At 51.3% G+C, this 13,343-nt stretch carries 9 protein-coding genes; 5 read left to right on the top strand and 4 right to left on the bottom strand.

What is annotated here, in order from left to right:
- Nucleotides 1-44 precede the first annotated feature (44 nt).
- Nucleotides 45-665 (top strand): 23S rRNA (uridine(2552)-2'-O)-methyltransferase RlmE, encoded by a 621-nt coding sequence (gene rlmE / locus F5I99_RS12470; RefSeq protein ID WP_151056471.1) that lies wholly within the window; start codon nt 45-47, stop codon nt 663-665.
- On the opposite strand, the gene F5I99_RS12465 is transcribed toward rlmE, so the two are convergent.
- The 3 genes from F5I99_RS12465 to F5I99_RS12455 all read right to left on the bottom strand — a co-directional run bounded on the left by F5I99_RS12465 (nt 662) and on the right by F5I99_RS12455 (nt 5,588).
- A complete protein-coding gene (locus F5I99_RS12465) occupies nt 662-3,427 on the bottom strand; it encodes a bifunctional diguanylate cyclase/phosphodiesterase (protein ID WP_151056469.1) in 2,766 nt (921 codons plus the stop codon). The two genes, rlmE and F5I99_RS12465, sit on opposite strands and share 4 nt — an antisense overlap.
- Nucleotides 3,428-3,429: 2 nt before the next feature.
- Nucleotides 3,430-4,230: a PhnD/SsuA/transferrin family substrate-binding protein gene (locus F5I99_RS12460; RefSeq protein WP_151056466.1), complete on the bottom strand. Its 801-nt coding sequence runs from the start codon at nt 4,228-4,230 to the stop codon at nt 3,430-3,432.
- Between the two features lie 416 nt (nt 4,231-4,646).
- Nucleotides 4,647-5,588 (bottom strand): helix-turn-helix domain-containing protein, encoded by a 942-nt coding sequence (locus F5I99_RS12455; protein ID WP_225307398.1) that lies wholly within the window; start codon nt 5,586-5,588, stop codon nt 4,647-4,649.
- Here F5I99_RS12455 and F5I99_RS19850 point away from each other — a divergent pair.
- Nucleotides 5,587-5,715, top strand: a complete 129-nt coding sequence (locus tag F5I99_RS19850; RefSeq protein ID WP_267903000.1) for a hypothetical protein — start codon at nt 5,587-5,589, stop codon at nt 5,713-5,715. The two genes, F5I99_RS12455 and F5I99_RS19850, sit on opposite strands and share 2 nt — an antisense overlap.
- A 177-nt stretch (nt 5,716-5,892) precedes the next feature.
- Nucleotides 5,893-7,008, top strand: a complete 1,116-nt coding sequence (locus F5I99_RS12450; protein ID WP_151056462.1) for an alpha/beta hydrolase family protein — start codon at nt 5,893-5,895, stop codon at nt 7,006-7,008.
- Here F5I99_RS12450 and F5I99_RS12445 read toward each other — a convergent pair.
- A complete protein-coding gene (locus tag F5I99_RS12445) occupies nt 6,986-7,507 on the bottom strand; it encodes a Slp family lipoprotein (RefSeq protein ID WP_191905847.1) in 522 nt (173 codons plus the stop codon). The two genes, F5I99_RS12450 and F5I99_RS12445, sit on opposite strands and share 23 nt — an antisense overlap.
- 157 nt (nt 7,508-7,664) lie before the next feature.
- Here F5I99_RS12445 and F5I99_RS12440 point away from each other — a divergent pair, with 157 nt between their 5' ends.
- Nucleotides 7,665-8,306 carry a DsbA family oxidoreductase gene (locus F5I99_RS12440; protein ID WP_151056458.1) on the top strand — a complete coding sequence of 214 codons (642 nt, stop codon included), beginning with the start codon at nt 7,665-7,667 and terminating at the stop codon, nt 8,304-8,306.
- A gap of 323 nt (nt 8,307-8,629) precedes the next feature.
- Nucleotides 8,630-13,306, top strand: a complete 4,677-nt coding sequence (locus F5I99_RS19845) for an autotransporter domain-containing protein (RefSeq protein WP_191905846.1) — start codon at nt 8,630-8,632, stop codon at nt 13,304-13,306.
- The last annotated feature ends 37 nt before the right edge of the window (nt 13,307-13,343 follow it).

The following is a 13,343-nucleotide window of genomic DNA, read 5'->3' as shown; positions in this document are numbered from 1 at the left end:
CACGTACAATGCCGGTTTTCAGACGGCAAAGGTGAAACAGTATCATGGCACGATCAAAAAGCAGTAACCGCTGGTTGGATGAACATGTCAATGATCCCTACGTAAAACAGGCGCAGGTCGATGGCTATCGCTCGCGTGCCAGCTATAAACTGCTGGGGATCAATGATAAGGATAAGCTCATCAAGCCGGGCATGCTGGTGTTGGATCTTGGCTCAGCCCCAGGTGGCTGGTCACAGGTGGCATCGAAACTGGTTGCACCCAAAGGCAAGGTGATTGCTTCCGATATTCTACCTATGGATGCCATGGCCGATGTAGAGTTTATCCAGGGTGATTTTACTGAACAGTCTGTTTTTGATCAGATCATGGCTGCTGTGAATGGTGATCCTGTCGATGTAGTGATTTCAGATATGGCGCCCAATATCAGTGGAGTAGCGGCTGCCGATCAGGCGGCGTCCATGTACTTGGTCGAACTGGCATTAGATATGGCCTGTCAAGTATTAAAGACTAAAGGCAGTTTTATCGCCAAGGTATTTCATGGTGAAGGTTATGATGCCTATATCAAATCGCTACGTGATCATTTCACCAGTGTAGTGATCCGTAAACCTGAAGCCTCACGTTCCCGCTCACGAGAAGTGTTTGTCGTAGGTAAAGGGTATAAAGGTTAATGCGAATGCAGATGTTTTTTTAACTGCTCAACAATTATGTTGGCAGGCTCAGGCTTGCCGAACAGATAACCCTGTAACAGATCGCAGTCATGAATGCTTGCCAGGAAATAGGCTTGTCCTTGCGTTTCCACTCCCTCTGCGACAACTTTCAAACCCAGCGCATGTGCCATAGAGATCGTTGCTTCGCTAATAGCGGCATCGTTGGGATCGGTTTCAATATCGTGAACAAAGCTGCGATCCAGCTTGAGGATATCAATCGGTAGACGTTTGAGGTATGCCAGAGATGAGTACCCGGTACCAAAGTCATCAATTGCTAAGCTGACTCCCAGATTACGCAGCGCCATCAATTGGCTAATGCAATGCTCTGGATTATCCATTGCAACAGATTCAGTAATTTCCAGTTCCAATTCGCCAGCTTTTATAGCATAGCGTTGCATACACTCAGCGACCTGAGTAACTATACTGGCTGAGCGCAATTGATGTGATGAGAGGTTCACGGCTATGTGAATGTTGCAGATACCTTCATCACGCCAATCTGATAATTGACGACAGGCTTCTTCCAGTACCCAGGCGCCGATTGTTTCAATCAGGCCGCTTTCTTCAGCAACTGGAATAAAGCGCAAGGGAGGGACGAGCCCTTGTTGTGGATGATGCCAGCGTATCAGTGCTTCGACGCCGAGTATTTGTTGTGAATGTGCACATACCTGAGGCTGGTAATAAAGTTCAAACTCGTCATTCTGTATGGCATGACGTAAGTCCTGCTCAATGGCTAAACGTTCAATAGCAGTCTGGGTCATCGCAGCAGTGAAATACTGCACATTATTACGTCCTTTCTCCTTGGCGTGATACATGGCCGTATCGGCGTTTTTCAACAACGTTTCCATATCCATGCCGTCAGTAGGAAAGATTGCGACACCCATGCTGGGTGTGCAACTGAGGCTGTACTGATCAATTTTATAGGCTTGAGATAGCGCGACTGACATGGCGTTGATCACATGGGGGATATCATTTGTACTGCGTAATCCGGTTAGAACCACTACAAACTCATCACCGCCCTGGCGAGACACTATGTCACTGTCACGGGTACGTTGCTTAAGTCTCTTGGCGACTTCTATCAATAATTTATCACCTACCTGATGACCAAGAGAGTCATTGATGGTCTTGAAGCGATCCAGGTCAATGAAAACAACGGCGGCCAATAACTGCTCACGCTGTGCGCTCAATATGGACTGCTCAAGGCGCAACTCCAAGCTGTAGCGATTTAGCAGGCCGGTGAGCGGGTCATGATGGGCTAAGCGTTCAATTTTATCTTCAGCCGCTTTGCGATCACTGATATTGGTAAAGCTGGCAATGTAGTGACTGATTTCTCCTTGAGAACGCATGGCTGAAATAGTTACCCATTTGGGGTAAAGACTGCCATCTTTGCGTCTATCCCAAAGTTCTCCTTGCCAAAAATCATGCTCGCCTAGTGCTTGCCACATGGCCTGGTAGGTTTCTGCAGGCGTATGGCCCGATGCAAGCAAGCTTGGATTGCTGCCGATTACCTCTTTTTCTGTGTAACCGGTCAGGTGAGAAAATGCAGGATTAATGGCGGTAATGCAGTTTTTGTGATCGGTTACCATGATCGCTTCACCACTACCTTCAAAAATATTGGCATAAAGAGATAGTTCAGATTCGGTAACCTGACGTCGGCATATGTCCTCTTGCAGTTGCAAGCGTTGGCGCAAATTATAAAAATACAGAACACCCAGTAGCAGTATCAACGCAGTTGCAACGGCCAGATTACTCAATAGTGTATTAAACAGGTGTGCAGGGGCATTACTTGGCTTAAAGCGGATCACATAGGCTATCGACTCTCCAGATAAACCCTGCACGGGGAGAAAGCTGATCATATAGTGTTGGTCAGCCTCTTTCGCACTGATCACAAAGGCTTTATGGTGCGGCATAAGCCTTTGTACCTTGGTGTTCTCGCGAAGTTGCTGTTGTAGTCGAAAAACGACGTCAGATTGGCTGAATAACTGATGTTCCGCTGTCAGTATTCGATTCTCCACCAAAAAACCGGGGTGAATGGTAGATTCGGAATAATACACGCGATTGATACTATCAACTGTAGCCAGTACCCGTTGCCGATCAAATACCAGGGCGAATTCACCACGACCGAGTAATCGGTTCATTTGTGTTTGTAGATAGCTGAAGGGCATCGACAGCTCGACACTACCCAGGTGCTTATTATTCCGTTGAAGCGGAAAAATATATCTGAATCCAGAAGTCGTGCTTCCTGTTTCCAGTCCATATACGGGGCGCTGCTCGGTGTGTACGATACGGATAGAAGGGCGTAGAGAGAATAGAGGGTCGCCCGATCGTTGTGGGTGGTGAAACCTGAGCAGTACACGGTCATCTGGAAGGTGAAACTGGAATTGCAGTAACCCTATCTCTTCCATCTCTCGATAAACCGGCTCTAGAAGTCGGTACAACTTGCCTCTTAATACTGGTAACTCCTGTTCAGTCGCATCGCCAGCGATAGCTACCAATTCAAGGACTTCAGGGCGCATTATCTGAAAACGAAAACGAGCTTCTATGTCCCGGCGAGTAGTTTCCACTATGGCTCTATAGGCCGTATCCAGAGCGATTTCCTGCTGCTCACCCAGTAGCTGCGTTTGTATGCTATGCTGCTTAAACAGAAATATGCCGACAAGTACTATTGCCAGTAATGTTGCAATTGTCGAATGTATTCTGGCACGCCACAAGGATGGTATCTGCATCTTTAGTTGGGTCCTGAATTCAGCGGTATTTGTGCAGGATCTCCAAAGTGTTTCAAAGTTTCAAAATCTGTATAAGACGCAGCCTCCATACCATATTGCATGAAATGTCCCCAGTTAGCATACTCCTGTACAGGTGTTGCCAGCAGAATTTCACGAATCCTGACTATTTGATCTTCACTGAGTTGTACGCTATTAGCGAACAACCCAACTGCTGGCACCCAGTCAGATGCGGCTAAAATCTCTAAGCCCAGTGATGCATAGTTGTAGGCAAACTCATCTTTTATGCCGGCCACATCGGCTCGACCGGCAATGACAGCGAGTGCAGCCGCCTCATGATTGTTATGATACGAATAGATTGTTTCTTCCAGATCATGTCCCGCCTCAGAATGTAGAATAGCGTTAGTGCCCAGATAGCCGCAGGTTGATAAGGGTTGAGTCAGAGCGACTCGCCGATTGCGTAGTTTCATGATGTTAATGTCATCGTCTGCAAAGGCTACCAGCATGCAACGATAGCGTGCTTTACCCGACGCCTCACGAAAAAATACCAGTGGCTCGATTTGCGCGTTCTTTGCATGTAACGTGACGAATGGCAGAGGACCCAGCATGGCTATATCAATTTGTCCGGCATCCAGTGCTGTAATTACATCTTGATAAGATTCCAGAAAGACCTGATGCACAGGCTGTTGTAGCTGTTGCTCTAAATAGCGTGCAACGGGTTCAAATGCAGAGAGGGTTGCATCACGACTTTCCATGGGTAAGCTGGCAATAAGCAAAGGTTCGCTTGCCGGTACAAAAGGTGCCATTATTAGCCAAAAAAATGCTGACAGCTTGAATAATAAAGGCTTTAGTATTTTTCGGAACAGCCGAAACTGGGATGTGTCTGGAGTGTGTTGCGTCAGACGTACCACTCGTATTTATCCTTGATATTCAGCTTAAAAGACTTAATGCGCTGTTTTAATTGCTTTATAGCTAAATAATTTACACTTACAATTTATGTGGGTCAATTATGCTGAATACAATAGCCATCTGTGCATTCAGCGCAACTCATTCTGCCTGACGCGTTCCTTAGGGACAAACGCGTGATGAACTAAGCTGGATAACCCTGCCAATCTGTCAGATTAATCAAAAAGAGAGATTGAATGTCAGAGGCTTAGTGGCTCATTGTGGCGGGAACTCCAATTAAGGTGAGTTAGAAATCTAGCCAAGCTGCATCTAGTGATCAAGGGGTACTCTTGCCTAGCGGGTTGCGTGCTTCCTGGCGATACTGGCTGGGGGTTTGCCCGGTGATCCGACTGAACTCACGGTTGAAGTTGGATTTACTATGAAAACCTGAGCTTAGGTAAATCTGGGTGATGCTGTCATCGCTTTCGACTAAGCGTGCTTGGGCATAAGCGATTCGATACTCATTAATGACTTTGGATAGATTGCGTGCATAGATTTGGTTGACCGCTATCGAGATGTGTTTTGCTGGAATGAGCAGTTTGCGGGCTAAACGATTCAAGGTGAGATCCGGGTCAAGAAAGACTTGTTTTTCAACCAGCAGCTGTGTGAATTGCTGCACGATGGTTTCGGCTTCCGCGGGTGTCAGCTGTGGCTCAGGAGTGTCAATCGAGGGCGGTGGTTCGCTAATTGCAGTTATCTCTTCGCCATCAACCGAGTGAGTCCGAAGTCCGACCCAAGCGATAATCACAACAATCATAGGTAATAAAATAGCGTAGCTTAATGCCAGAATATACGGTGCATGGACGCCCTCATAAAACATGAAGCTGATCGCCAGAGCACCATCAACCAGTGCTGAAAAGAGTAACGAATAACCGGCTACACGCTCGGCATGCGCAAACCCTTCTGTATCCGATAGCCTGACATCCCCCGCGATGGTTGGTGCTGAGCGTAATAAAGCGACGCCATAAACTATATACAAAAAGGTTAATAGAGCATCTAAGGGCGTTTGCAATATGGGATAACCCAGCGCGCCTAGTGCAATGATCCCGGGCAGTACAGCATGCCACCAGGATAGATGCATTTTTTGATGTGCACGCCTGAAACAATACCATGCGCAGACGGGTAGCAGCGAAGCCAGAATAGGTTGCAGGGTGCGAAAGATGGCCCAATCCAGACTCCAGCGCAAACCTACTATTGCTGTGGTTAATGCACAAAGCATGGCAAAAGCACTTGCTAATTTGGCGCTGCTTGATGGCCGCACCCACAAAAAAAATGCAAACAGCGAAAGCAATATTGATACGACAAAAGGAAGGGGGATCGCAATCATCGGTTTTCCTGTGCGTTAACATTTCGAATCAGGCCCTAGCCTAGTGGAATACTCAGCTCAATGGGAAGTAAATTCGACTGAATAGGGTTCTAAAACCGGATTGAGGACGTCGTAAAACCGGATTCAGGACGTTAGATTGAAAATCCGATGCCATAGTGGTCACTACTGACACGACTCAATCCAACGGGGGAACACTATGCATCGCCTTCAAGGTTTTAAGCGTTTATACCAGAGTTTACTATTTATCGGGTTGGGGTTATGCATTGCCACAGCGCAGGCGCAAGACCCTTATCCCACGCAGAACTACACCACGGGAAGGATAAACTTCAGTCTTGAAGATACGAAAACCGGACGAAATCTGGAGGGCTATATTTGGTACCCCTCAGTTGATTCCAGTGAGCCTGTTTGGGCGCATGGCAATACCGAACTTGTTTGGGAGCCCATTGCCGTGGTGCCTGATGCGGCACCAATTGCGGACTCTTTTCCTGTGCTTGTGTTATCCCATGGGCTGTTTGGCACAGCGCATAATCAGGCCTGGTTAGCCCAGGCGATGGTTGCTCAAGGCTATCTGGTGGTCGCTATCAACCATCCCGGTACTTCGCATTTTTTCCGAGACCCTGAGCAGCGTCGCGAGTTGTGGCAGCGTGCACACGACATCTCGCGGGTGATCGACTATATCAGCACGGATTTCGTTTTTGCTGACCAGGTTCGCCAGGATGAAATTTACATGGCTGGCCACTCTCTTGGTGGGCATACGGCAATGATGCTGGCCGGAGCGCGATACAGTGCGACGCAATTTGATGAATTTTGTCAGCTCAATCCCGTTGAACTCATTTGCGGTTTATTCACCGATTGGGGTGTTGCTAAAACCCCTGACGATATCCAGCAAATGGAGATGGATTGGTCTGACTCACGCATCAAAGCCTTTGCCATTTTTGACCTGGGTGGTAGTCAAAGTTTTGATCGTAACAGCCTGGCTGCTATTGATGTGCCTATGCTGATTTATGCGGCACCCAAGAACATTATGGGCCTCGATCTTGATATTGAATCACGCTATCTTATCACCCAATTGTTGCAACAAACGTTTCGCTATCACGAACCTGAGCAACTGGCGCATTTTGACTTTTTAGGGTTATGCACTGAAAAGGCGCTTCAGGTTTTGAAGGTGGAAGAACCTGACGATGTCTATGTTTGTATCGAGGGCCGCGACAAAAGGCGAGCCATGCACCGGCAGATCATAGAGCAGCTGTCGGCGTTTCTGCAGGTTAACGGTTCCAGCCAGGGGGATACTAATTATCCGCTGGAACAATAATGATCGGTCGCATCATAAAACTTCTGTGGAAGGAAAATGGATCGTAATTACAGTTGCAATTCGAGGGTTCCTCAATCTCGGGCCATAGGTGTAATTGTTCAGATTGGAGTACCGGGAACAGGTAGGCTTGATCTCCTACCTTATCCTCTTCGGTAGCTGAAAAGCTGCCCAGTACGGTTACCAAGCGTCCGGGTACATAGATCGCCGGGTCAATAAAACCGGATACCAGAATTCTAAACCGCCCCCCACTGGTATCCGCCTTCACTGGGCGTCCACTGGCGTTTAGTGAAAATTCAACTACTTCTAACAGGCTACCCTGTTGCAGATTACTTACCTTAGCAATCTCACCGCCCCAACGTGCGATTTGACCTGAAGGTTCAGTGGTGACTGTCGATGAAAAAGGCAGTAAGGTTTGTTCAGTTGCCGTACGCAAATCAGAGGGAATTGAAGCACAGCCGCCAATCAGAAGGGCGGTTATAAATAGCATCATGCGGTTCATGGCGGAGGCTCCTGTGAACATGGTTCTGCCTATACGCGGTTAGACAGTTAATTTGACTATTATATCCGTAAACTAACCGAACCTGTGGTGCTCATCGAGTGAGTCGTGAATAGTGTTCTGCGGCATTGGGTTTTTTAATTACTACTGGAGAGGTTCTATGCAACCCGTCAGAATTGATATTATTTCAGACATTGCCTGCCCCTGGTGTGCCATAGGTTATGCCCGACTGGAACTGGCCATGCAGCAACTGAAAGCTGAAATGACCTTTACCGTTGAATGGCATGCCTTTGAGTTGAATCCAGATCCCGATGGGGATGGCGAACCCATACTGCAGGCCCTTAGTCGCAAGTATGGTCGTAGTGTAGAAGAGATGCAGCAAGCTCAGGCTCAGATGCAAGAGATTGCCGAGGGTCTGGGGTTGAATTTTTCATCGCTGCAGCAGCGTCATACCCGCAATACCTTCAATGCACATCGGCTGGTGAAGTGGGCGGCGGAGCAGGGCAAGCAAACCGAGATGAAAAAAGCGCTGTTTGAAGCTTACTTTGGCTATGACGCCGAGATCAGTGATCCAGCGGTATTGGTTCATTGGGTGAAAAGCATTGGCCTGGATGGTCAAGCCGCTCAACAGGTGCTGGCATCAGATCAGTATGTGCAGGCTGTGCGTGAAGATGAAGCCCGCTGGCAGCAGATGGGTATCAGCTCTGTTCCGGCGTTTATTATCAATGATCAGTACTTGATATCTGGTGCCCAGGAGCCTGAAACACTGGTGAAAAGCTTGCGGAATATTGTTGCCAGCTAAGCAAAATCTGACAGGTTATTTGATTGTAGGAGCCCGGTCCCCGGGCGAATCAATTCTTTTCAGACAAACAACACACCCTCCTGTTTTGCAGCTTCGCACAGGCATCTGCTGGGTTTCTTTAGCAACAGGTTTATATTCTTTTGATTGGCCGTTTCTGATTCCGTAAGCCTTTCGATAACCCGTCTTATATATCCATTTTGCGCACCTTTATCCATATCACGCACATATCTACTTCCTCTTTAGGGTTGAGTGTTGAAGTCAAGCTTGGTTCACGTTTTTAATACCAGAGCTTGATGCCAAGCATTACTTTGTGGAAAACAATAATGAACAAAGTCTACCGACTAATAAAGAACAGTGTATCCGGTGTTGTCCAGGTTGCACCCGAAATTGCACGTTCACATGGCAAGGGTAGGAGCCTCGTTAAGAGTGCGGCACTGGCCGCTACACTCGCCTTCGCCACCCCAACAGCCTGGGCGGTGACAACACTTGTCAACTCATCGGGCACAGACGGCACCGCTGGAACGGTTGGAAGCACTGGATCTGTAGGCACGGATACCATCCCGACCGGTAGCAGCGGTGGCGATGGCACCCATGGTGGTCTTGGCTTTCAGTTTCCAGACGCCGATGCATACCTGTTAAACGGTACCATTCGCGGCGGTTATGGCGGTACCGGCGGTCAGGGTGGCGCTGGTGGTATCGGCTACAACTCTAGTGTCACTGGCAGTAATGGCAGCGCAGGCAGTGATGGTATCAGAGGTACCGATGGCGGTATCAACTGTTTAAACTTTGATGTTTTTAGCGGTAACTGTCTCTATGGTAACGGCATCGATGGCACTGATGGTACTGATGGCGGCGTAGGTGGCAATGGTGGAGCGGGTGATGCCGGGGGTGCCGGTGGCTTGGGCAGTAGCGGTGGCGATGGCGGTGACGGCGATATCGCTGTGTCTGGAACGGGGTTCACCCTGACCATTAACACTTCTGGCACGATTGTGGGTGGTGACGGCGGTTTTGGCGGCGCGGGCGGTATGGGAGGTACGGGCGGCAAGGGTGGCGACGGCGGCAGCGGTGGTGATGGCGGTAGTGGTGGCAGGGGTGGCAACGGTGGCTCCGGCGAAGCGGCTGGCAGCGGTGGTGACGGTGGTGACGGTGGTGACAACGGCAACGGTGGCTGGGGTGGCAACGGCGCCGCCGGTAGTGCTGGTGGCTTGGGCAGTAGCGGTGGTGATGGTGGCGACGGTGATATCGCTGTGTCTGGAACGGGCTTCACCCTGATCAATTTTGGCGCTATTTCCGGCGGTGCGGGAGGCAGCGGTGGTCATGGCGGCACTGGTGGCACGGGCGGCATGGGCGGCACAGGCGGCACGGGCGGCACGGGCGAAATTCAGACAAGCTTCGGTGGCACCGGTGGCACGGGTGCCCCCAGTGGTAGCGATGGCGATTACGGCAACAACAGCAACGGCGGCACGGGTGGCTTTGGCGGCACCGGCGGCACTGGTGGTCAGGGTGGTCAAGGTGGCAACGGTGGTGACGGTAATATAGCGGTGTTTGGAGATGGTATTACACTGACTAATTCCGGCACTATTTCCGGCGGGGCCGGAGGCGTTGGTGGCAGCGGCGGCAACGGCGGCATTGGCGGCACCGGTGGCAACGGTGGCACCGGAGGCGACTGTAGTACCACTAGCAACTTTTGCTACGGTGGCACCGGCGGGGCGGGCGGGGCGGGTGGTGTCGCTGGCAGCAGCGGCAGCTCTGGCAGCACCGGTGGCACGGGTACACTATGGGCTGGCGGATATGGCGGTAACGGCGGTACTGGAGGTAGTGGTGGCACTGGTGGCAACGGTGGCACGGGTGGTGACGGCGGTGACGGTGCATATGGCATAGATGTAATTGATTCTACCCTGACCAACTCCGGTAATATTTATGGCGGTGCGGGCGGTAATGGCGGCAGTGACGGTAGTGGCGGTTTTATTATCAGTGGTGGTGATGGTGGTAACGGTGGCGCTGCTGTCAGCCTTGATCATTCTGTTTTTACCAACTCAGGCACGATCGTCGGCGGCATTGGCGGTAACGCCGGTGGTGTTACCGGTAGTGGCGGTAACGGCGGCGTTGGCATTTCGGCCCTCGGTGCCTCAACCATTACTAACAGCGGTTCCATCGCTGGGGGCGCCCACGGCACCAGCCTCATCAGCGGCCCCCAGGCCAACGCCATCAATCTATCCGGCGGCGGTAATACGCTGATCCTCGAGGCTGGTTGGTCAATCAGTGGCAAGGTCGTCAGCAGCAGCGGCACCACCAATGGTGGCGATACCCTCGTCCTGGGTGGAACCGGGAACAGCAGCTTTAACATCGACAACCTTGGCTCCGGCCAGCAATACCAGGGTTTTCAAACGCTGGATATGACCGGTAGCGGTACCTGGACCGTGACGGGGAGCAACACCAGCGGCCTGGGCTGGAACCTGAAGGGTGGGACGCTGTTGATCTCTTCCACCTTCCCGAGTTTTGAAGAGTCTGTGTTTGCGATAGACCCCTACACTACCGAAAATGGTATTGCTCTCCTTGTCACCTACTCCACTGGCAGCGAGTTAGGCGACTCCACAATCAACTTCGACGGCGGCACCTTGCGCACGGCAAGAGCGACCATGCTGAATCAGAACATGATTCTTGCTGGCAACAATAATTTCGATAACGGTGGCAACAGCAATATCCTGTCTGGCGTTATCAGTGGTATGGGTAGCATGAACGTCGCCGGGACCGGCCACACGACGCTGACTGGCGCCAACACCTATGCGGGCGGCACTACAATTTCTGCTGGCACCTTGGTGATCGGCAATGGCGGCACTGTCGGTTCTATTACTGGTGATGTCACCAACAATGCGGCCCTGATCTTCAATCGTTCGGATGCCTTGAGCTTTGCGGGCGAGATCAGTGGCTCTGGATCGTTGACTCAGCAAGGCGCTGGCACTCTGACGCTGACCGGTAGCAACAGCTACAGTGGCGGTACCATGATCTCTGATGGCAGCTTGCAGATTGGTGATGCCGGGGTGACCGGTTCGATTGATGGTAACGTCACTAACAATGGGGCCCTGATCTTCAACCGTTCGGATGATCTGGACTTTGTGGATGAGATTAGTGGTTCTGGCTCGTTGACTCAGCAAGGTGGCGGCATCCTGACGCTGACCGGCAGCAACAGCTACACTGGAGGTACCACCATCTCTGGCGGCACCTTGCAGATTGGTGATGCCGGGGTGACCGGTTCGATTGATGGTAACGTCACTAACAACGGGGCGCTGGTCTTCAATCGCTCGGATGCCTTGAGTTTTGCTGGCGAGATTAGCGGTTCTGGTTCCTTGACCCAACAGGGAGTTGGAGTTCTTACGCTGATTGGTGCCAATACCTACAGTGGTGACACCATCATTTCTGCGGGTAAGCTTCTCGTCAACGGCAGCATCGCAGGGAATACTTTCGTCAACAGTGGCGCCATCCTGGGTGGCTCCGGCACACTGAGCAACCTTGTTGTCAACAGTGGCGGTATACTGTCACCGGGCAACAGCCCTGGCCTCCTGAACATTACCGGCGACCTCACATTGAACTCGGGCAGCACTACCGTCATGGAAATTGACGGCCCCACGCCGGGCACCGAGTATGACCAGATCAACGTCAGTGGCACCGCAACGCTGGATGGCACGCTCGACCTGCAGTTCAGCCATGCGCCAATTGCTGGCACTAAATACAATCTAATCAATGCAGGCAGCCTGGTACTGGCGGGCGATCCGCAGAACGGCTTCAATCCCATTATTGACAATATCAGCAACAATCTCGGTGCCACCCTGCAGCTCACCCCAGTGATTACGGGCACTGAATACGGCATGCTGATCGAACAGTTGAGCTTTGAGGCGGTAGTCAGTGAGCTACTGACGCCGAACCAGCAGAGCCTTGCGCTCAACCTCGACAGTTTCGCTACATCGGATCAGGCTGTAGACCTCTTCGATGCGCTCAATATGCTTCCAGCGGAACAGCTACCTGACGCCTACGGTAGCCTCTCTGGGGAACAGCATACTCACACCCTGCCGCAGGTGGCGCGTGCGTCCCATCAGTTCACTCGGGTCATTGGTGAGCAGTTGGCCTATAGCGGCGATGATGTGGCTAGCCTGCTTGATACATCCAAGCCGAGCCGGACTGTTTGGCTGCGAGGAATAAGCGGATTGGGTGACATCGACAGCGATGGCAAAGCATCGAAGGCAAAGCATAAAAGCCATGGCATAGTGCTGGGTTACGATAGCGAAATGCAGGATGGTCTAGTGGCTGGGGTCGCTTTCGGCTACACCCGTAGCAATGTCAACATGCACGCGGGTGGCTCTGGTATCGACAGTTACCAGTTGGCCGCCTATAGCCGCAAGCAGTGGACCGATAACTATCTCAATACCATCTTTGGCATAGGTCACCACAGTGTCAACAGTACACGAGAGGTGCAGTTCACTGGCTTCTCCGGTGCTGCAAAGTCCGAATACAACATCGATGCGCTTGGCTTGTCGCTTGAAGCGGGCAGGCATTACACCTTGTCCGATAACCATTGGGTGACACCGTTTGCCGGGTTGGAGTACGGCCATTATCGCCAGAAGGGCTTTACCGAAACCGGTGCTGGTGATGCCAGTCTGACCTATGGTGACGACCGCATGAATTCGCTGCGCTCGGTATTGGGAGCACGCATGAACAGTGAGCTGAAAAGTTCCAATGGTATGCAGTTCAATACCACACTGGGCCTGTCCTGGGTACATGAACACCTGTATCGCGAGGCTTCGCTCAACCCGGCCTTTGCCGCGAATGGCGACGTTTCGTTCAATATCAAGGGGCCAGCCACGGATCGCAACCGCGCACAGACCCTGTTGGGTGTTAGTACATACTTGAGCAAGTATTCGCAGCTGGATCTGGAGTACCGTGGAGAATTTGCCGACTCCGATCGACAGCACGCCATTGCCGCGACCTTCCGGATGAGGTGGTGATTTATCACCCTGCAAGCTAAGTGGATACCTCGCCGTG

It is taken from the genome of Nitrincola iocasae (assembly GCF_008727795.1).
GTDB lineage: Bacteria > Pseudomonadota > Gammaproteobacteria > Pseudomonadales > Balneatricaceae > Nitrincola > Nitrincola iocasae.
The sequence above is the reverse complement of the archived record's forward strand: the minus strand, read 5'-3'. Positions and strand labels throughout refer to the sequence as shown.

What these genes read in the sequence shown, in the direction of transcription:
- F5I99_RS12440 (WP_151056458.1), top strand. Translation starts at nt 7,665, where the DNA reads ATGCAACCCGTCAGAATTGATATTATTTCAGACATTGCCTGCCCCTGG.
- F5I99_RS12460 (WP_151056466.1), bottom strand. Translation starts at nt 4,230, where the DNA reads ATGGCACCTTTTGTACCGGCAAGCGAACCTTTGCTTATTGCCAGCTTA.
- F5I99_RS19845 (WP_191905846.1), top strand. Translation starts at nt 8,630, where the DNA reads ATGAACAAAGTCTACCGACTAATAAAGAACAGTGTATCCGGTGTTGTC.
- F5I99_RS12445 (WP_191905847.1), bottom strand. Translation starts at nt 7,507, where the DNA reads ATGAACCGCATGATGCTATTTATAACCGCCCTTCTGATTGGCGGCTGT.
- rlmE (WP_151056471.1), top strand. Translation starts at nt 45, where the DNA reads ATGGCACGATCAAAAAGCAGTAACCGCTGGTTGGATGAACATGTCAAT.
- F5I99_RS12450 (WP_151056462.1), top strand. Translation starts at nt 5,893, where the DNA reads ATGCATCGCCTTCAAGGTTTTAAGCGTTTATACCAGAGTTTACTATTT.
- F5I99_RS12465 (WP_151056469.1), bottom strand. Translation starts at nt 3,427, where the DNA reads ATGCAGATACCATCCTTGTGGCGTGCCAGAATACATTCGACAATTGCA.
- F5I99_RS12455 (WP_225307398.1), bottom strand. Translation starts at nt 5,588, where the DNA reads ATGCTTTGTGCATTAACCACAGCAATAGTAGGTTTGCGCTGGAGTCTG.
- F5I99_RS19850 (WP_267903000.1), top strand. Translation starts at nt 5,587, where the DNA reads ATGGCAAAAGCACTTGCTAATTTGGCGCTGCTTGATGGCCGCACCCAC.